The sequence below is a fragment of the Ruegeria sp. BHSC223 genome, assembly GCF_059613025.1.
In genome coordinates this window covers 17,914-36,566 of record NZ_JBXWRR010000003.1, presented here as the reverse complement: position 1 = coordinate 36,566, position 18,653 = coordinate 17,914, and the positions used below count along the sequence as shown (strand labels likewise).

The following is an 18,653-nucleotide window of genomic DNA, read 5'->3' as shown; positions in this document are numbered from 1 at the left end:
CGTCGCAGAAAGCATATTCCTCTCAAGCCGCAGGAAACGGGGTGGGCCCGGACCCGGCAATGAGGATTGAGACAATGGCAAAGACCCAAGACTTTTCCGCGATCATGAAAGACATGATGGGCGCATTCCCCGTTGACACCAAGGCAATGGAAGACGCGTTCAAGTCGACCGCAGCCCTGAACGAGAAACTGTCGGGCGTTGCTCTGGAAGCCGCCGAGAAATCGGCCGAGATCTCGAGCAAGTGGACCAAGGAAACCCTGGCCAAGCTGAGCGACATGTCGAAAGCAAAGGCAGAGCCGGCAGACTATGCCAAGGCGATGACCGATTTCGCCAGCGCATCGGCTGAAGTTGCCGCCGAGAACATGGCCGCCTTCGCCGAAATCGCGAAGAAAGTGCAGATGGACACCGTCGAGCTGCTGATGGCTGCCGGCAAGGATATCACCGAGGATGCGACTGCCGCAGTGAAGAAAGCCACCAACGACGTGACCGCTGCCGCTAAGAAGGCCGCAGCCGCGAAGTAAGACGACAGGCGGGGCGCACCGCTCTCCTCCCCCTTTGGTGCGATACCGCAGGGCAGGTCGAAAGACCTGCCCTTTCTTGTTGCGGGGCGCCGTTTTCCGACCCGGAAAACGGCCTGGAAAATTCGTAGAATTTTCTCTCCCGGAATTTGTTCAAATTCCGGGGCCGCCCCTTGGGCGGCAGCATGCCGCGCCGTTTCTCTTTTCTTTTGTTCTGCGCTCGCATAGGCTCGCTGCAATGCGACAATAATGGGGAGTAACGTCGTGGCCGAACAGGAAAAACCGCTGCTGATCAAGCGTTATGCCAGCCGGCGTTTGTACAATACCGAGACCAGCGACTATGTCACACTCGAGGATATCGCCGGCTTCATCCGGGCCGGGCGCGAGGTGCAGATCGTCGATCTCAAGACCGGTGACGACCTGACCCGGCAATATCTGCTCCAGATCATCGCCGAGCATGAAAGCCGTGGCGAGAATGTGCTGCCGGTCAACGTCCTGAACGATCTGGTGCGCAGCTATATGGTGCCGGGTGGTGGCATGATGCCCCAATTCCTGCAAAGCTCGTTCGACATGTTGCGCGAAAGCCAGTCCAAGCTGATGGAGAACATGAACGCCATTAACCCGATGGCGCAGATGCCGGGTTTTGAAGCGCTCAAGGCCCAGCAGGAGGCCTTCATCCGCGCCATGACCGGCGGCCTGGGCAACACTTGGAGCGGACCCGGTAAGGAGGGAGAGGGCGACAAGAGTGAACAGGGCGAGGACCTGGACGACATTAAAAAACAGCTTGCCGAGTTGCAACGCAAACTGTCCAAGCTCAGCTAAGCGCGGCGCGCCTTAGGTTCCATAGGCGCGCGCAGGGCCGGTTACCTCTGCCATCGCGGCCAGCAGGATATCGGCCACCACATCCAGTTCGGCGCGGCTTAGCCGCACCGGCAGTCGTACGTCGCAGGCGCGCATCAGCATGGCGCGGGTCTGCGGCAGATCGGGCACCTCTCCCAGAAACTGCCAGTTCCAGAAGGCGCGGGCATTGTCCTCGCTTAGGCCAAAGACCTGCACCTTGACCCCGCGTCGCTCGGCGGCGGCGGCAAAGGCGCGGGTTTCGGCCTCGTCCAGCCCGATCAGGTTGAACTGGATCGAATCCGGGGCGCGCCGTTCCGGAGCAAGCGGGGCGGGGACGTCGATGAAGGGCGAGGTGTTGAGGCGGTCCGCTACATAGTCGTGGTTGGTCAACCCGTCGCGCACCCGGCGGGCCAGTTCGGGGATTTGCGGGCGGATCACCGCGGCACTCAGGTTCGACATGCGCAGATTGTAAAGCGGCAGCATGTTCTGCCAGTGGGCAAAGGCCTCGGCCAGTTCGGGCGAGTTCTGCCCCTCGGGCCCTTTGTGCTTCTTCCAGTTATGCTCATACGCGCCCGACATGATCACCGCGCGCGCCACCAGATCGGCGTCGTCGGTCACCAGGATGCCGCCTTCGCCCGCGTTGATCATCTTGTAGGACTGGAACGAGAAACAGCCGACCCGGCCGATGGTGCCGATATTGCGCCCGTGCCAGGTGGTGCCCAGCGAATGCGCCGCGTCCTCGACCACCGGTATTCCACGCGCATCGCAGAGCGCCATGATCGCGTCCATGTCCGAAGTATGACCGCGCATATGGCTGATGATCACCGCCTGCACGCCGTCCAGCTTGGCTTCGAAATCTGCCATGTCGATCCGGTAATTGGCGCCGACCTCGCACAGGACCGGCACGCAATCGGCATGTACGACCGACGAGGGCACGGCGGCAAAGGTGAAGCCCGGGATCAGCACCCGCGCATCGCGCGGCAGGCCCAAGGCCTTGAGCGACAGGAACAGCGCCGCCGAGCAGGACGACACTGCCAGCGCGTATTTCGACCCAAGCAGCGCGGCGAACTCCGCCTCGAGCAGGGCCACCGGCGCATCCTGCGGTGCGGTATAGCGGAACAGATCACCCGATTGCATCAGCGCGTCGATGGCCTCGCGCGCGGCGGCGGGGATTGGTTCGGCGTCGTGAACGTTGGGCGGCAGTGTCATATTTGAGATTCCCGAATTCAACCTTTGAGAATTGTAAAACAGTTGCGTAACAGAACCAAGACCAACTTGAACGGCCATTCAGGATTGCAGACAGGAAAAAGGCGGGAAAGGGTGACCTTTCCCGCCAGTCAAGGAGAACGGTTTTGACCGCTCAGACGTTCATCAGCAGGTGTTCGCGTTCCCAGGGTGAAATCACCTGCAGGAACTCGTTGTATTCGGCGCGTTTGACGATGCTGTAGACGCGGGCGAATTCGGGGCCCAACACCTGGTGCAGGGCCTTGGCCTCGTCGAACATGTCCAGCGCGTCGCCCATCACCTGCGGGATATCGCCCTCGCCGTCATAGGCATCGCCCCGGAACTGCTTGCGCGGGCGCGCCTCTTCCATCAGGCCCAGATAGCCGCAGGCCAGCGAGACCGCGATGCCCAGATAGGGGTTGCAATCCATGCCCGCGAGCCGGTTCTCGATCCGCCGCGACGAGGGGCCGGAGAGCGGCACGCGAATGCCGGTGGTGCGGTTGTCGCGGCCCCATTCCAGGTTGATGGGCGCGGCATGGTCCTTCACGTAGCGGCGATAGGAATTCACATAGGGTGCCATCACCGCCAGACCCGAGGGCAGGTGGTTCTGCAAACCCGCGATGAAGTGATAGAAGGCGTCGGTTTCGCCCCCCTGCGGGCCCGAGAAGATGTTCTCGCCGGTTTCCATATCGACGATCGAATGGTGGATATGCATGGCGCTGCCCGGCTCGTTCTCGATCGGCTTGGCCATGAAAGTGGCGAAACAATTGTGGCGCAACGCCGCCTCGCGAATGAGCCGCTTGAAATAGAACACCTCGTCGGCCAGCCGCACCGGGCTGCCGTGACGCAGGTTGATTTCCAGCTGGCCGGCGCCGCCTTCCTGGGTGATGCCGTCGATCTCGAAGCCCTGAGCCTCGGCAAAGTCATAGATGTCGTCGATCACCGGGCCGAATTCGTCGACCGCGGTCATCGAATAGGCCTGCCGCGCGGCGGCGGGACGGCCCGAGCGGCCCATCATCGGCTCGATCTCCTTGGCCGGGTCCAGGTTGCGGGCCACCAGATAGAATTCCATCTCGGGGGCTACGACCGGTTTCCAGCCCTGCGCATGATAGAGCGAGACCACATGTCTCAGCACGTTGCGCGGGCTGAACGGGATCGGGTCGCCGTCGCGGTCATAGGCGTCGTGGATCACCTGAAGCGTCCAGTCGCCGGTCCAGGGCGCGGCGGTCGCGGTCGAGTAATCGGGGCGCAGGATCATGTCCCGCTCGATAAAGCCCTCGTCTCCGGCGGCATCGCCCCAGTCACCTGTGATGGTCTGGTAAAAGATGCTGTCGGGCAGGTGGAAATAGTCCTGCCGCGCAAATTTGCTTGCCGGAACCGCCTTGCCGCGGGCAATGCCGGGCAGGTCCGAGATGATGCATTCCACCTCGTCCAGGCGGCGGTTTTCCAGATAGGCCTGCGCGGCCTCGGGGAGATTGTCTGTCCAGTCGGCCATGTCAGGCCCTCGCTTTCTTGTAGAAATCCGCCATGCGCTTGCCGATGGCGGGGCTGTCGAGCGGGCTGTCGAGCCGCCCGGTCGCGTCGTCGAGTACAGGGTCGGGCACCACGCCGCGACCACGGGTCCGGATCAGCCCGCCGATGAACTCGTTGTCGTATTCCGGATGTGCCTGAATGGTCCAGATGGTGTCGCCATAGGCCACCATCGCATTTCGGCAAAAGTCGTTCGAGGCCAGAACCTCGGCCCCGTCTGGCAGGGCCACGACCTGATCCTGGTGCCAGGCGTTCACGGTCACCCGCTCGCCGCCCATGTCGTATTCTGTGGGGCCGATGGCCCAACCGCCTTTGAATTTCTCGACCTTGCCTCCCAGGGCCTGGGCGATGATCTGGTGGCCGAAGCACACGCCGATCAGAGGTTGACCCTTGTCGCGGATCTCGCGGATCAGGGCCTCGAGCGGCGGGATCCAGGGGTGGTCCTCGTACACGCCGTGGCGCGAGCCGGTGATCAGCCAGCCGTCGGCGGCCTCGGCGCCGCTGGGGAACTGACCGTCCACCACCGCAAAGGTTTCAAACTCAAAACTCTGTGGCCCCAGCAGGCGGACGAAGAACGCGTCATAGTCGCCGGTCGCGTCGATGAGCGTATCCGGGGCGTGGCCCGTGAGGAGAATACCGATCTTCATGTGTCACCAGTCATCAAATTTGCCGGATCGGGGCTCCGGCAGTGCCCATGTCGTGATCAGGTCAGACCGTGTCCAGATAGACTTCGGTTTTTTCCTTCTCGGTCATCTCCTGAAAATAGCGGAACTCCTGCCGCTTAGTCATGACATAGTTGCGGATCAGCTCGGGCGCGAAAATCCGCGCGACAGCCGGGTCGGATTCGAATGCGTCAATCGCTGCGTCCCAACGATCGGGGATCTGGGGCAGATCCGCCTTGTACGCATTGCCCGAGATCGGTTCGGGCGGCATCTTGCCATCCTCGATCCCGTTGAGTGCCGCGCCCAGAACCGCCGCGATCATCAGATAGGGATTGACGTCGCCGCCCGCGACCCGGTGTTCGATCCGGCGTGCGACCGGACTGCCCGAGGGGATGCGGATGGCCGCGGTGCGGTTCTCATAGGCCCAGGCGACGCCGGTCGGCGCGTGGGCATTGGGGACCAGCCGGGCATAGCTGTTGTCGTGGGGGGCAAAGATCAGCGTGCTGCCCGACATGGCGTCCAGACAGCCGCGCACCGCGTGCAGCAACGCATCGCTGCCACGCTCGGTGCCGTCGTCAAAGATGTTGTTGCCCTCATCATCCAGCACCGAGAAATGCATATGCATGCCCGACCCGGCGTAATCCTCGTAAGGTTTGGCCATGAAACTGGCGGCAAAGCCATGCTTGCGGGCCAAGCCCTTGACCAGCATCTTGAACAGCCAGGCATCGTCAGCGGCGCGCAGGGCGTCGTCCTGATGCATCAGGTTGATCTCGAACTGGCCGACCCCGGCCTCGGAGATGGCGGTATCGGCGGGGATATCCATGACTTCGCAAGCGTCGTAAAGCTCGGTGAAGAAATGATCAAACTGGTCCAGTGCGCGCAGCGACAGGATCTCGCCCGCCTTGCGCCGCTTGCCCGAGCGCGGTGATTGCGGCACCTGCAAATGGCGGCCGCTGTCGTCGATCAGAAAGAATTCCAGCTCGACCGCGACGACCGGTTTCAGGCCGCGCGCCCTGTAGCGTTTGACCACGGTGTTCAAGGCGTGGCGCGGGTCGCCCTCATAAGGGCGGCCATCTTCGTGGAACATCCAGATCGGCAGCAGGCCGGTGGGCGTGTCGAGCCATGGCATCGGCATGAAACCGCGCTCGGTCGGTTGCAGAACGCCATCGCGATCACCCGAGGCCAGCACCAGCGGGCTGTCCTCGATATCCTCGCCCCAGATGTCGAGATTCATCACCGACAATGGAAAGCGGGTGCCGCCCTCGATCGCCTTGTCAGCAAAACGTCCGGGCACGCGCTTGCCGCGCGGCTGGCCGTTCAGGTCGGCAGCGGCCACACGAATTGTTCTTACCTGCGGGTTCTTCCGCAGCCAGTTTTTGGCTTGCATGGGCCCTTCTCACGCGATGTCTGTTAGATTTGATCAAATTTCTACTACTAGCCGTGGGGGGCTGGCAAGCGATATTTCCACGGTCTTGTCCGACCGCGTGTCATGGCAAGCCGGTCATGGATCAAACCATGTCCAGACAACCAAGGCGGCAGGTTGGGAGTAGCAGCCAGACCAGCACCCCGTGACCCCCACGGGAAAGGGTCACCGCATCAGGTTGGGGCGCAGGCGCATCTTGGGCCGGCGTTCGGCGGGCAGGTGCCGGTTCAGCCGCGTGTTTATCACACCGAACACGCCCACCACCGCCAGGGTCAGCAGGATGAAATAAAAGGCGAGGATCGGGTAGGGGACGAACGGGTTGAACGTCTTGTCCGCGAAATAGCTGGCGTAATACAGCGCATCGCCACGCTGTTGCCAGGCCGGGAAGGCCGAAAAGAACACCAGCGTGGTGGCGTGAAACAGAAAGATCGCCTCGTTCGTATAGGCGGGCCATGCCAGCCGCATCATGGTGGGCCAGACGATGCGGCGGAACCGGGGCCAGCCGCTCATGCCATAGGCGTCAGCGGCCTCGACATCGCCCTTGGGGATCGTGCGCAGCGCGCCATAGAAGATCTCGGCAGAATAGGCGGCGGTGTTCATGAACAGCACGATCAGCGCACCCGCCCATGCCGAGGTCAGCATGTCGAACATCGGATAGCTCTTCTTCAGCGACAGGAAGAAGAAATAGGCAAAGAAGAACTGGATGAAGAGGGGCGAGCCGCGGAAGATGAAGATGAACCATTCCGCCGGTTTGCGCGCCCAGGGGTTGGACGCGCTTTTGCCCAGTGCCAGGGTGACGGCCAGGAAATAGCCGGTGACCAGCGCCATCAGGCCGAAATAGATGTTCCAGATCATGCCAGAGCCGATCAGGGTGAACTGCTCGCACAGGGTAAAGTCGGACCGGGGCAACAGTCGCTCGCCGATACCGATCGCGCGCAGGCCATAGTCCTGGATGGTGTCGATACAGGATTTCATGCCGCGGCCTCCTTGCGCAGGGCCTCACCGCCGGTGGTGGCCTGGCCGTGGCTGAGGCGGACGGTCAGCCTCTCAAGCAGAATTTCCGAGATGCGGGTGAAGCTCAGGTAGAAGACCAGCAGGAACAGGAAATACCACATGCGCCAGTCGCCATGGGGATAGTCGGTGAACTTGGAGGTCTTGGTGCCGCCAATCTCGCGCGCCCAATAGACGATATCCTCGATCCCCAGCAGGAACAGCAGCGGGGTTGCCTTGATCAGGATCAGCCACAGGTTCGACAGGCCGGGCAGGGCATAGATCCACATCTGCGGCACCAGGATGCGCCAAAAGGTCTGGCGCCGGGACATGCCATAGGCGGCGGCGGTTTCAAGCTGGGCATGGGGCACGGCGCGCATGCCACCGCGCAACACGTTGGCCGCGAAGGCGCCGAAAACGATGGCAAAGGTCACCACCGCCAGGAAAAAGGAATAGGTCTGATGCACCCATTCCGCCGCCCGGCCCAGCGGCAGCTTGGCATCGGGGCAGACCAGAAAATCGTTGCCCTGCCGGATCGGATCGGTCCAGTCGGGGCACAGGATCTGATGCCGGGTCCACTCGAACGCCTGATCCAGCGCGATCACGAAGAACAGGAAGAAGGCAATGTCGGGCACGCCGCGCATGATCGCGATATAGCCCTCGCCCAGCCAGCGCAGCGGCGGCAGCGTGGCCCGCGTGGCCATGGCCCCGGCAAAGCCCACCGCCAGCGCCACCGGGGCGGTGACCAGCAGCAGAACCAGAACCTTGAGGAAGGACATGTAGAAGGACAGGTGCACGCCGTTGGTCAGAAAGCAGGAGAACCAGCGGACCGTGTCCAGCGTGTCGGGATCGGTGCAGTAGGAGAACATCGGCGGGCCTTTGCGGGGCAGGGCGCGGCAATGGTGGCCGCATGGGATCGGGCCTGCCGCGATCGGCAGGCCCGCCCGCAGGGTTTATTCGTAAACGGCGGCGTCTTCGCCGAACCATTTCTTGATCATCGCGTTCAGCGTGCCGTCCTCTTTCATCGAGGTGATGGCCGCGTCGAACTTGCCGCGCAGCTCGCCGTCGCTTTCGCGCAGACCCATGCCGACGCCACCGCCCAGCGGCACGTCATCGCCCACGAACATCAGCTCGCCGCCCGATTCTTCGACGATCGGAACCAGATAGTCCCGGTCGGCAAAGACCGCATCGGCCTCGCCGTTACGGACGGCGGCGATGGTTTCCTCGGGCGTGGCGAATTCCACCAGCGTCGCACCGCTTTCGGCGATGTATCCGGCCTGGATGGTGGCGGTCTGGGCCGCGACGATGCCCGACAGGTCGGCGCCATCAGAGGCCGCGACATAGGACGAGGCGGTCGGCGGGATGTAGTTCTGGGTGAAGTCGATCACCTCGTCACGCTCGTCGGTGATCGACATGCCGGCGATGATGGTGTCGTAGTTGCCCGACACCAGGTTGGGGATGATCGAATCCCAGTCGTTCTTGACCCACTCGCAGGTCAGGCCGGCGCGCTTGCACAGCTCGTCGCCCAGTTCGCGCTCGAAGCCGTCGACCTCGCCCTTGTCGTTGATGAAGTTGTACGGAGGATACGCGCCCTCGGTGCCCATGCGCACGGTGTCGGCCATGGCCATGCCGGCGGTCAGCGCCAGCGCGGCGGTGGTCAGAATCAGTTTCTTCATTGAGAGACTCCCATTGTCGTTGGTATTTTGATTATGCGGCCTTGGTGACGGAAAGAAAGCCCTGCAAACGCTCGGATTTCGGCGCTGCAAAGATATCTTCGGCGGTGCCCTCTTCCTCGACCAGCCCCTGGTGGAGGAAGATGACATGGGACGAGATATCGGCGGCCATCTTCATGTCATGGGTAACGATGATCATGGTGCGGCCCTCGGCGGCCAGGTCCCGGATCACCTTGATGACTTCCTGCTCCAGCTCGGGGTCGAGCGCCGAGGTCGGCTCGTCGAACAACAGCGCCTGCGGCTCCATGCACAGGCCGCGCGCGATGGCAGCGCGCTGCTGCTGGCCACCCGACAGCTGGGCCGGGTAATTGTCGCATTTGTCGCCGATCCCCACCTTGTCGAGATAGCGCCGCGCGCTCTCCTCGACCTCGGCCCGGTCGCGGCCCAGCACGTGGATCGGCGCCTCCATCACGTTTTGCAGGATGGTCATATGGGCCCACAGGTTGAACTGCTGGAACACCATGCTGAGGTTCGTGCGAATGCGCAGCACCTGTTTGGGGTCGGCCGGGCGGCGGGAACTGCCGCTGCCGGTCCAGCGGACCGGTTCGCCGTTGAACAGGATCTCGCCCTGCTGGCTGTCCTCGAGCAGGTTGCAGCAACGAAGCAGCGTGGATTTGCCCGATCCCGATGAGCCGATCAACGACACCACGTCGCCGCGATGGGCGGTGATATCGACACCTTTGAGGACTTCGAGCTGGCCAAAGCTCTTGTGCAGGTTCTTGATCTGGATAACGGGGGCGGTTTCTGTCACGTGGTGTCCCGATGTCTTGTTTTGCGTGTTAGGGCGGTACTAGGTCGGAAAAACCGACACATTGCAATGTTCAAATCGACGGTTTGTACCGGTTAACCCGACGAAATGATCAGTCTGCGGAACAAATAGCAGACGGTGCCGGCGGATTGGGGATGCTCAGATAAGCCGAGGCAGGAATGTCAACCAGCCCCTTGAGATGCAGCGCCGCACGATCGGCCGGGTCCAGATTCGCAATCGCCGTCCGGACGGCGGCGGCAATAGCGGCGGCATCCCGTCCCGGCGCAGTGATATAGGGCAGCACCGGGGTGGGCGTGGTATGGGCCACCTCGCGCAGCCGCGCACCCAGATCGGTGTGTTCGCAGAGCAACGTCCAGGTCAGCGCATCCAGCGCCGCCAGATCGGCCCGCCCCTCGGCCACGGCCGCGGCCGAGGCCGCATGCGCGCCGCTTTCCAGCAGCGCGGCAGGGGCCAGCCCGGCCCCTTGCAGATGGGTTACAGGCGCCGCCCAGCCCGACTGCGACAGCGCCTCGTTATAGGCAAAGGTGCCAGTCGCCAGCTCGGGCAGGTCGCGCGTATCGTCGACCCGCGCCACAAAGACGGATCGGTAATGCCCCGGCGCGCAGCCCGGCAGCCCGTAATCGGGAGTGCCCACCAGCTGCACATGGCCATGCAAACGGGTGCGATAGGGCATGCCGCAGGTCTGCGCCAGCACCATTTCGGGATCGCGCCAAATCGCCCAGACATCGCGTGTCCGGTCGAGCGTTTCGGGGCCATATCCCAGTTCGGCGCGGACCAAGGCCCAGAACCGGTCATTGGCGGCGCGCAGGGGCGGCATGTCATACATGCCCAGCATGGCGGTCATCGGCTTGCCGCTTTTTGCCGTGCCAGGGCCGAGTCACGGTCGTTGACGCCCAGCAGGTTTGCCACCAGCCGCAACAGCGCGTCCTCTTCCTGGGCGCGTTCCCCATCGGCCAGTACCACCGACCACAACGCCTCGACCACGGCGCGGCGCTCCTCATAGGCGACGGCCTCCTTGATCGCGCGGGTAAAGCGGACGGTATCGGGTGCCTCGGCCTCCAGCTCTTCGGCGCGGGCGCGCAGCTGCGCCGCCTCGAACGGGCTCAGCCCATAGCGGGCGGCTGCGATCCGGTCGATCCGGTCGCGCTCGGCCTGGGCATAGTCATTGTCCGCGCGGGCGATCCGCACCAAGAGCGCGGTCAGCGCCAGACGCGCATCTCCATCGTCAAGCGGCGCGGGCTGCGGCTGTGTCAGCCGGGTCAGAAACTCTCGGAACATGGCGACTCCATCCGGGTCTGGTCGTTGGTGGCGACGGACCTAGCCCGCGCGCGCCAGTATGCGGTCGCGGGCGCCGTCGCTGTCCTTGCGGCTGAGACCCATGGCAATCCGCGCCTCTTCGACGATCTTCAGCTCACCCTCGCGTTGCAGACCATCGGCCAGCACCACTTCCCAAAGCGCATCCAGCGCGGCAAGCCGCTCTTCGAGGCCCGTGGTCTCGCGGATCAGCTTGCCGAAGGTATCGGTGTCGGGCGCGGCGGCGTGCAGCTTTTCGCAGGTTGCGCGCACCTTGGCCGCCTCTATGGCGTTGTGACCATAGAGCCGGGCCAGGATCCGGTCGATCAGGCTGATCTCCTCGACCTGGTATTCGCGGTCCGCCTTGGCCACGCGCACCAGAAGCGCACCCAGCGCAAGCTCGGCATCGGGGTCGGGCAGCGGCGTCGGAGAAGGCGGGCGAAAGGCCTGAAGGAACTTTTTCAGCATGGGCGCAATCTATCCCATATGTTGCGTCTGGCCAAGCGTGTTCTACCCGTCATAGCCTTGGATGATAACCAGATCGCCGGTCGAGACCGGGTCACGCAGGGCCTTGGCCGCCTGATAGCCGGGACTGTCGTAACAGGCCAGCGCCGCCTCATAGCTGGGAAACTCGATCACCACGGTGCGCGCGCGGGCCTGGCCCTCGCGCGTCTCGCGCCCGCCACCGCGGACCAGGAACCGGGCGCCATATTCGGCAAAGGGCGCCGCGTTGGCCGCGATATAACTCTTGTAGATCTCCATGTCGTCCACATCCACATGGGCGACCCAGTATCCTTTGGGCATGACTGTCTCCTCGTCGTTCAGGCCGCAGGGTGGCCCGCAACGCGCGGCGATGCAATCCCGCTTGTGCAGGCGCGGAAATCGGGCAAACTTGCTGGCATGATTGTCTTCGATGGCCATAACGATGTCTTGACCGAGCTCGCCCGCGCCGGCGGCCGGGCTGCCGCGGGTGGGTTCCTGACCGGGCTGCCGGGGCAACTCGACCTGCCGCGCGCGCGGGCTGGCGGGTTTGGCGGCGGTTTCTTCGCGCTTTGGGCGCGTTCTGACGGTGCCACGGATTTCAGCGCGCTGGGCCCGGAATACGATCTGCCTCTGCCCGAACCGGTGCCCGAACCGCAGGCCTGGGAGATGATCCGGGCCCAGGCCGACACGCTGGTGGCGCTGGAAGAGGCAGGCGCGCTGCGGATCTGTACCAGCACTGGCCAGATCGCGCGGGCTCGGGACGAAGGGCTGTTGGCTGCAATCCTGCATCTGGAAGGGGCCGAGGGAATCGGCTCCGATTTCTATGAACTCGAGGAGCTATACGCGCTGGGTCTGCGCTCGCTCGGGCCGGTCTGGAGCCGGCCCAACGCCTTTGGTCACGGAGTGCCGTTCTGCTATCCTTCCGGCCCCGATATCGGGCCGGGCCTGACCGAGCGTGGCCGCGCCCTGATCGCGCGCTGCGCGGAGATGCGGATTCTGGTCGATCTCAGTCATCTGAACCTGGCCGGGTTCCGTGACGTGGCGGCGATATCGACGCGCCCGCTGGTGGCGACCCATTCCAACGCCCATGCACGGGTACCGCATGCGCGCAACCTGACCGATGAACAGCTGCGGATCATGGCCGAGAGCGGAGGCCTGGCGGGGGTGAATTTCGAATCCACCTTCCTGCGCCCCGACGGGCGCCCGGACGATGACATTCCCGCAGCGTGGCTGATGTCGCAATTCGACCACTTGCTGGACAGGCTGGGCGAGGAGGGCGTGGCAATCGGCTCGGATTACGATGGCTGCACGCCGCCTTGCTGGCTCAATTCGGTCGACAAGTTGCCGGCCCTGATCGAGGCAATGGAGCGGCACGGCTATCCTGCGGCCCGGATCGAGCGCATCTGCTGGGGCAACTGGATGCGGGTGCTGGCCGAGACCTGGGGCGAGGCCGCCTGACTGTTCACAAAATGAGCGCCTGCGGCGCGCCCGCCTTTTTTCGCGCCTGCGGCGCGGCATGCGAGGCGCTGCCTCGCGCTCCGGAGTATTGCGGACCAGAAAGAAGCCTAAATCCCGTCCTGCTTCTTTCTGGTTCCAAATATCTCTGGGGGAGTCACCGCAGGGGACGGTGGCAGAGCCCCCAACCGCCGTTCAGACCAGGCGCGAGCTTTCCTTGGCCGCGCGCACGAAATCGGCAAATAGCGGGTGCGGGTCGAAGGGTTTCGATTTCAGCTCGGGGTGGTACTGAACGCCGATGAACCACGGGTGATCCGTCCATTCGACGATCTCGGGCAGGCGTCCATCGGGCGACATGCCCGAGAAGCAGAGGCCCGCCTTTTCCAGCTGTTCGCGGTATTTGATATCCACCTCGTAGCGGTGGCGGTGGCGTTCTTCGATCGCGGTGCCGCCATAGACCTCGGCCACTCTGGAGCCTTCCTTGAGAACCGCGTCATAGGCGCCCAGCCTCATGGTGCCGCCCTTGTCGTCATCGACTTTGCGGCTGACCTTGTAATTGCCCTGCACCCATTCCTTGAGGTGATAGACTACCGGTTCGAACCGTTTCTTGCCGGCCTCGTGGTCGAATTCCTCGGAGCCAGCTCCGGCGATGCCGGCCACGTTGCGCGCCGCCTCGATCACCGCCATCTGCATGCCCAGGCAGATGCCCAGATAGGGCACCTGGTGTTCGCGGGCATATTGCGCCGCCTTGATCTTGCCCTCGGTGCCGCGTTCGCCAAAGCCGCCGGGCACCAGGATGGCATGGAAGCCCTCGAGATAGGGCGCGGGATCCTCGCGGTCGAAGATCTCGGCATCGACCCATTCGATCCTGACCTTCACGCGATTGGCCATGCCGCCATGGGTCAGCGCCTCGGCGATGGATTTATAGGCGTCTTCCAGCTGGGTGTACTTGCCGACGATGGCGACCTTGACCTCGCCTTCGGGGTTGTGGATGCGGTCGCTGACGTCTTCCCATTTCGTCAGATCCGGCTTGGGTGCCGGGCTGATCTGGAACGCGTCCAGCACCGCCTGATCCAGCCCCTCGGCGTGATAGGCCAACGGCGCGTCGTAGATGGTCGAGAGATCCTGCGCGGCGATCACCGCCTCGGGGCGGACGTTGCAGAAGAGCGCCAGTTTCTCGCGCTCTTTCTGCGGGATCGGCCCTTCGGAGCGGCAGACCAGGATATCGGGGGCGATGCCGATGGAGCGAAGCTCCTTGACCGAGTGCTGGGTGGGCTTGGTCTTCAGCTCGCCGCTGGCCTTGATATAGGGCAGCAGCGTCAGGTGCATGAAGATGCACTGGCCGCGCGGCTTGTCCTGGGAAAACTGGCGGATCGCCTCGAAGAAGGGCAGGCCCTCGATATCGCCGACGGTGCCGCCGATCTCGCAGAGCATGAAATCGACCTCGTCCTCGCCGATCGAGATGAAATCCTTGATCTCGTTGGTGACGTGGGGAATGACCTGGATGGTCTTGCCGAGATAGTCGCCGCGGCGTTCCTTTTCGAGCACGTTGGAATAGATCCGGCCCGAGCTGACCGAGTCCGTCTTGCGCGCCGCCACCCCGGTGAAGCGTTCGTAATGGCCGAGGTCCAGGTCGGTCTCGGCACCGTCATCGGTGACGAAGACCTCGCCATGTTCAAAAGGCGACATGGTGCCCGGATCGACGTTCAGATAGGGGTCGAGCTTGCGCAGGCGGACTGAGAAGCCGCGCGCTTGCAGCAACGCGCCCAATGCGGCCGAGGCCAGACCTTTGCCAAGCGAAGAAACGACACCGCCGGTGATGAAGATAAAACGTGCCATGAGTGTTCGGCTGCCCCCGTGAGAAGTCATAAATCAGCTGCCCGGCGGTTTCGGAAAAACCGCAGCATCACGGGACTTCACGTATAGAGGATTCGCGCCAATTGCGCAAGAGAACCGCAAGATGCTGTTGCGGCCCTCACCAGGAATGCAAACTGTTGTAGATCAGTCGGCCTTGGGCACCAGGGGTGCATTGTCGCCCGCGCTGGGCGGCAACAGGTCGCTGCCTGCCGGAACGTTGGGTGTGGCGGGCTCGGATGCTTCGGGCGCCGGAACGCCCAGACGGTCGATGACCGAGGTGCCCGATGCCTTTTGCGCCGCGATCACGGTTAGGGTGATCGAGGTCACGATGAACGCGATGGCCAAAACCCACGTCACCTTGCTGAGCGCGGTTGCGGCCGCGCGGCCGGTCATCGCGCCGCCGCCGCCACCCATGCCCAGGCCGCCACCTTCGGACCGCTGCATCAGGACGACGGCGATCAGGCCCAGAGCCAGGAGAAGGTGAATGATGAGGACGACGTTTTCCATGGTGTTCCTGCGGCCGGTGGCGTGTACCGCGTGGTATCTATGCAAGTTTGCCCGCAGGGGCAAGTCGCGAGTTTGGATCACCTTCGGTAATGCCATTCATCACCGCAAAGAGGCTGGACAGGGTTGGGGCGGCGCGGCAATCTCCGCCGCATGCCACATGACCATCACGACCACCCGCATTCCCTTCTTCCTCCGGACCCGGCGCTGCGCGTCAAGGCGTTGGAGACGATCCTGACCCGCAAGGGGCTGATCGACCCCGCCGCGCTGGACGAGATCATCGACACCTATCAGAATCGCATCGGCCCGCAGAACGGGGCGCGTGTGGTGGCGCGCGCCTGGGCCGATCCGGTGTTCAAGGCGGCGCTGTTGGCCGATGCCATGCCGCTGTTGACCGAGATGGGATATTACGGGCGGCAGGGTGAACACATGGTCGTGGTCGAGAACACGCCCGAGACCCATAACATGGTCGTTTGCACCCTGTGCAGCTGTTACCCGTGGCCGCTGTTGGGCATTCCGCCGGGCTGGTACAAGTCCGACGCCTATCGGTCGCGCGCGGTGCGCGAGCCGCGCAAGGTGCTGGCCGAATTCGGGGTCAGCCTGCCCGAGGGGTCCGCCGTGCGTGTCTGGGATTCGACGGCCGAGATCCGCTATCTGGTGCTGCCGATGCGGCCCGAGGGGAGCGAGGGACTGGACGAGGAGGCGCTGGCCGAACTGGTGACGCGCGACAGCATGATCGGCACCGGCCTGCCGAGGGTGCCCGCATGACCCGCGTGCATGACATGGGCGGACGGTTTGGCGATGGCGCGATTACGCCCGAGGCCGACGGTATCCCGCAGCTGGGCGACTGGCAGGCGCGGGCCTTGGCGCTGACCTTGGCGGCGGGGGCGCTGGGACAGTGGAACATAGACGTCTCGCGCCATGCGCGCGAGCGGCTGTCACCGGCGGATTATGGCCGCTTCAGCTATTTCGAGAAGTGGATCGCGGCGCTGGCCGATCTGCTGGTCGAGACCGGAGTGCTGACCGAGGAAGACCTGCGTGGAGACGGCTCGGCGGGGGCTCACCCGCTGGCCGAACGCGCGATGAAGGCCGAGGCGGTGGCCGCTGTGCTGGCGCGCGGCGGTCCGGCGGACCGCCCGTCGAATGTCGCGCCCCGGTTCGAGGTGGGGCAGGCAGTGCGCACGCTGCGCCCGGCGGCCAACCGGCTGGTCGATGGCGGCCATACGCGGCTGCCCGCCTATGCGGCGGGCGCGCGCGGGCGGATCGTGCTGAAACATGGCAGCCATGTGTTGCCGGACAGCAATGCGCACCGGCTGGGCGAGGCGCCCGAGCCGCTTTATGCGGTGGCCTTTCCGGCCTCGGAGCTTTGGGCCGATCCCGAGGCGCCGGGGGACGAGGTGGTGCTGGATCTCTGGCAGAGCTATATGGAGCCGGCATGAGCGAGTGCCCCGATATCGCGGCCCCCGAGCCGGTCTTTGCCGAGCCCTGGCATGCGCAGGTCTTTGCCCTGACGGTGCATCTGAACGAGGCGGGGCGGTTCACCTGGGCCGAGTGGGTGGACCGGTTTTCCGCCACGTTGAAACGGCACGGGCTGTCGCGCGATCTGGACGGGGGCGAGGATTACTTCAACGCGTGGCTGGAGACGTTGGAGAGGCTTCTGAGTGAGGCAGGCGAGGCCGCCCCCGAGGAACGCGCCGAAATGCGCGCGGCCTGGGAGCGTGCCTATCTGACAACGCCACATGGCCAGCCGGTGCGGCTGGCCGAGTGATCAGCCCCTGTCGTCGGGGTCGGCCTGACCGACCCCGCGAAACACGGCCTTGAACGGCAGGATCCAGAGGATCCCGAGGCCGACGAAAATCACCAGTTCGACTAGCACAGGCAACCCGTCGAACCGGGCGCGCAGCCAATCCGTCAGGGTGACCGCCACCACGATGTAAAGCGGCAGCGCCACCAGCAGGACGACCAGCGACCAGCGGCGGCGCGCCTTGTGCGACAGCGCCATCAGTCGGCGAACGGGTCGGTCACCAGGATGGTGTCCTCCCGCTCCGGGCTGGTCGAGAGCATGGCGACCGGGCAGTCGATCAGTTCCTCGACACGGCGGACATATTTGATCGCATTGGCGGGCAGGTCGGCCCAGCTGCGCGCGCCCTCGGTCGATTCCGACCAGCCGGGCATTTCCTCGTAGATGGGCGTGCAGCGCGCCTGTTGGTCGGCGGCGGTGGGCAGGTAATCGAGCCGGGTACCGTCCAGATCGTAGCCGACGCAGATTTTCAGCGTCTCGAACCCGTCGAGCACGTCAAGCTTGGTCAGCGCGATGCCGTTGATACCGCTGGTGGCGCAGGTCTGGCGCAACAGCGCCGCGTCGAACCAGCCGCAGCGCCGCTTGCGCCCGGTCGTGGTGCCAAACTCATGGCCGCGCGTGCCAAGCCGTTCGCCATCGGCGTCGTGCAGTTCGGTGGGGAAGGGGCCTTCGCCGACGCGGGTGGTATAGGCTTTGACGATGCCCAGAACGAAGTCGATCGAGTTCGGGCCGATGCCCACCCCTGTGGCCGATTGCCCGGCAATCACGTTCGACGAGGTGACAAAGGGATAGGTGCCAAAGTCGATATCCAGAAGCGCGCCCTGGGCGCCTTCGAACAGGATGCGCTTTCCGGCTTTGCGCTTCTCGTTCAGCACTTTCCAGACCGGTGCGGCAAAGGGCAGGATCTGCGGCGCGATCTCCCGCAGCTTTGCGATCAGCGCGTCACGATCGACCGGCTCGACGCCCAGGCCCTTGCGCAGCGGATTGTGGTGCTGCAATGCGCGGTCGACGCGGGCGACCAGCGTGGCCTCGTCTGCCAGATCGGCAACGCGAATGGCGCGGCGGCCCACCTTGTCCTCGTAAGCCGGGCCGATGCCGCGGCCCGTGGTGCCGATCTTGGTTCCCTTGCTGGCCGCCTCTTCACGGGCCCTGTCAAGTTCGCCGTGAAAGGGCAGGATCAGCGGCGTGTTCTCGGCGATCATCAGCGTCTCGGGGGTGATCTCGACACCCTGCGCCCGCACGGTCTCGATCTCGCCCATCAGGTGCCAGGGGTCCAGCACCACGCCATTGCCGATCACGCTCAGCTTGCCGCCGCGCACCACGCCCGAGGGCAGCGCGTGCAGCTTGTAGACCTTGCTGTCGATCACCAGCGTATGGCCGGCATTGTGGCCGCCCTGAAAGCGCGCGATCACATCGGCACGCTCGCTGAGCCAATCCACGATCTTGCCCTTACCCTCGTCGCCCCATTGGGCGCCGACAACGACGACGTTGGCCATATCTGGTCCTTTGCTGGTGTTACAAACCCGCGCCCATATACCGGTGCGCGCGCGGCAGGGAAACCGCATTTTCGC

Annotated in this window: 22 protein-coding genes; 6 read left to right on the top strand and 16 right to left on the bottom strand. The window is 64.2% G+C overall.

Features of this window, described 5'->3' with window-relative positions; all coding sequences use genetic code 11:
* Nucleotides 1-74 precede the first annotated feature (74 nt).
* Nucleotides 75-521 (top strand): phasin family protein, encoded by a 447-nt coding sequence (locus tag AC2FNY_RS07845; protein WP_234138096.1) that lies wholly within the window; start codon nucleotides 75-77, stop codon nucleotides 519-521.
* A 261-nt stretch (nucleotides 522-782) separates the two neighbouring features.
* The gene (phaR, locus tag AC2FNY_RS07840; protein ID WP_234138099.1) at nucleotides 783-1,340 is read left to right on the top strand and encodes a polyhydroxyalkanoate synthesis repressor PhaR; all 558 of its coding nucleotides are present in this window, start codon (nucleotides 783-785) and stop codon (nucleotides 1,338-1,340) included.
* Between the two features lie 12 nt (nucleotides 1,341-1,352).
* On the opposite strand, the gene AC2FNY_RS07835 is transcribed toward phaR, so the two are convergent.
* The 12 genes from AC2FNY_RS07835 to AC2FNY_RS07780 form a co-directional block, all read right to left on the bottom strand.
* Entirely contained in the window at nucleotides 1,353-2,567 is a 1,215-nt protein-coding gene (locus AC2FNY_RS07835; RefSeq protein ID WP_238904779.1) for a DegT/DnrJ/EryC1/StrS family aminotransferase, read from the bottom strand.
* Nucleotides 2,568-2,718: 151 nt separating this feature from the next.
* Entirely contained in the window at nucleotides 2,719-4,077 is a 1,359-nt protein-coding gene (locus tag AC2FNY_RS07830) for a glutamine synthetase family protein (protein WP_234137779.1), read from the bottom strand.
* 1 nt (nucleotide 4,078) lies between these two features.
* Nucleotides 4,079-4,759 carry a type 1 glutamine amidotransferase gene (locus tag AC2FNY_RS07825; RefSeq protein WP_496802117.1) on the bottom strand — a complete coding sequence of 227 codons (681 nt, stop codon included), beginning with the start codon at nucleotides 4,757-4,759 and terminating at the stop codon, nucleotides 4,079-4,081.
* Nucleotides 4,760-4,820: 61 nt separating this feature from the next.
* Nucleotides 4,821-6,161 carry a glutamine synthetase family protein gene (locus AC2FNY_RS07820; protein WP_234137781.1) on the bottom strand — a complete coding sequence of 447 codons (1,341 nt, stop codon included), beginning with the start codon at nucleotides 6,159-6,161 and terminating at the stop codon, nucleotides 4,821-4,823.
* A gap of 201 nt (nucleotides 6,162-6,362) precedes the next feature.
* On the bottom strand, nucleotides 6,363-7,172 hold the full coding sequence (locus tag AC2FNY_RS07815) for an ABC transporter permease (protein ID WP_234137782.1): 810 nt from the start codon (nucleotides 7,170-7,172) through the stop codon (nucleotides 6,363-6,365).
* Nucleotides 7,169-8,056 carry an ABC transporter permease gene (locus tag AC2FNY_RS07810; RefSeq protein ID WP_234137783.1) on the bottom strand — a complete coding sequence of 296 codons (888 nt, stop codon included), beginning with the start codon at nucleotides 8,054-8,056 and terminating at the stop codon, nucleotides 7,169-7,171. The genes AC2FNY_RS07815 and AC2FNY_RS07810 overlap by 4 nt, the downstream gene beginning before the upstream one ends.
* Before the next feature lie 84 nt (nucleotides 8,057-8,140).
* The gene (locus tag AC2FNY_RS07805) at nucleotides 8,141-8,863 is read right to left on the bottom strand and encodes a transporter substrate-binding domain-containing protein (protein WP_234166950.1); all 723 of its coding nucleotides are present in this window, start codon (nucleotides 8,861-8,863) and stop codon (nucleotides 8,141-8,143) included.
* Between the two features lie 31 nt (nucleotides 8,864-8,894).
* On the bottom strand, nucleotides 8,895-9,671 hold the full coding sequence (locus AC2FNY_RS07800; RefSeq protein WP_234137785.1) for an ABC transporter ATP-binding protein: 777 nt from the start codon (nucleotides 9,669-9,671) through the stop codon (nucleotides 8,895-8,897).
* 109 nt (nucleotides 9,672-9,780) lie between these two features.
* On the bottom strand, nucleotides 9,781-10,533 hold the full coding sequence (locus AC2FNY_RS07795) for a phosphate/phosphite/phosphonate ABC transporter substrate-binding protein (protein WP_496802116.1): 753 nt from the start codon (nucleotides 10,531-10,533) through the stop codon (nucleotides 9,781-9,783).
* On the bottom strand, nucleotides 10,530-10,967 hold the full coding sequence (locus tag AC2FNY_RS07790; protein WP_234144817.1) for a tellurite resistance TerB family protein: 438 nt from the start codon (nucleotides 10,965-10,967) through the stop codon (nucleotides 10,530-10,532). Before AC2FNY_RS07790 ends, AC2FNY_RS07795 begins: the two co-directional genes overlap by 4 nt.
* A 39-nt stretch (nucleotides 10,968-11,006) precedes the next feature.
* Nucleotides 11,007-11,450: a tellurite resistance TerB family protein gene (locus AC2FNY_RS07785; RefSeq protein WP_234162981.1), complete on the bottom strand. Its 444-nt coding sequence runs from the start codon at nucleotides 11,448-11,450 to the stop codon at nucleotides 11,007-11,009.
* Between the two features lie 42 nt (nucleotides 11,451-11,492).
* Entirely contained in the window at nucleotides 11,493-11,786 is a 294-nt protein-coding gene (locus AC2FNY_RS07780) for a DUF1330 domain-containing protein (protein ID WP_234144819.1), read from the bottom strand.
* A 96-nt stretch (nucleotides 11,787-11,882) separates the two neighbouring features.
* Here AC2FNY_RS07780 and AC2FNY_RS07775 point away from each other — a divergent pair, with 96 nt between their 5' ends.
* Entirely contained in the window at nucleotides 11,883-12,923 is a 1,041-nt protein-coding gene (locus AC2FNY_RS07775; RefSeq protein ID WP_496802115.1) for a dipeptidase, read from the top strand.
* A gap of 192 nt (nucleotides 12,924-13,115) precedes the next feature.
* Here the strand turns inward: AC2FNY_RS07775 and pyrG are convergent, their stop codons facing one another.
* Together pyrG and secG are read right to left on the bottom strand one after the other, a co-directional pair.
* A complete protein-coding gene (gene pyrG / locus AC2FNY_RS07770; RefSeq protein WP_496802114.1) occupies nucleotides 13,116-14,759 on the bottom strand; it encodes a CTP synthase in 1,644 nt (547 codons plus the stop codon).
* A 162-nt stretch (nucleotides 14,760-14,921) separates the two neighbouring features.
* Nucleotides 14,922-15,284 (bottom strand): preprotein translocase subunit SecG, encoded by a 363-nt coding sequence (gene secG / locus AC2FNY_RS07765; RefSeq protein ID WP_234166946.1) that lies wholly within the window; start codon nucleotides 15,282-15,284, stop codon nucleotides 14,922-14,924.
* Nucleotides 15,285-15,434: 150 nt separating this feature from the next.
* On the opposite strand from secG, the gene nthA reads away from it, so the two are divergent.
* From nthA to AC2FNY_RS07750, 3 genes are read left to right on the top strand one after another with little or no spacing between them, the layout of a single operon-like run.
* Nucleotides 15,435-16,049, top strand: a complete 615-nt coding sequence (nthA, locus tag AC2FNY_RS07760) for a nitrile hydratase subunit alpha (protein ID WP_496802113.1) — start codon at nucleotides 15,435-15,437, stop codon at nucleotides 16,047-16,049.
* Nucleotides 16,046-16,720, top strand: a complete 675-nt coding sequence (gene nthB / locus AC2FNY_RS07755) for a nitrile hydratase subunit beta (RefSeq protein WP_496802112.1) — start codon at nucleotides 16,046-16,048, stop codon at nucleotides 16,718-16,720. Before nthA ends, nthB begins: the two co-directional genes overlap by 4 nt.
* Nucleotides 16,717-17,049, top strand: a complete 333-nt coding sequence (locus AC2FNY_RS07750) for a nitrile hydratase accessory protein (protein WP_234166943.1) — start codon at nucleotides 16,717-16,719, stop codon at nucleotides 17,047-17,049. The genes nthB and AC2FNY_RS07750 overlap by 4 nt, the downstream gene beginning before the upstream one ends.
* Here AC2FNY_RS07750 and AC2FNY_RS07745 read toward each other — a convergent pair whose 3' ends face one another.
* Nucleotides 17,050-17,283, bottom strand: a complete 234-nt coding sequence (locus tag AC2FNY_RS07745; protein WP_234137796.1) for a DUF2842 domain-containing protein — start codon at nucleotides 17,281-17,283, stop codon at nucleotides 17,050-17,052. It lies immediately after the preceding gene.
* Nucleotides 17,283-18,578: an adenylosuccinate synthase gene (locus AC2FNY_RS07740; protein ID WP_234216259.1), complete on the bottom strand. Its 1,296-nt coding sequence runs from the start codon at nucleotides 18,576-18,578 to the stop codon at nucleotides 17,283-17,285. The genes AC2FNY_RS07745 and AC2FNY_RS07740 overlap by 1 nt, the downstream gene beginning before the upstream one ends.
* Between the last annotated feature and the right edge of the window lie 75 nt (nucleotides 18,579-18,653).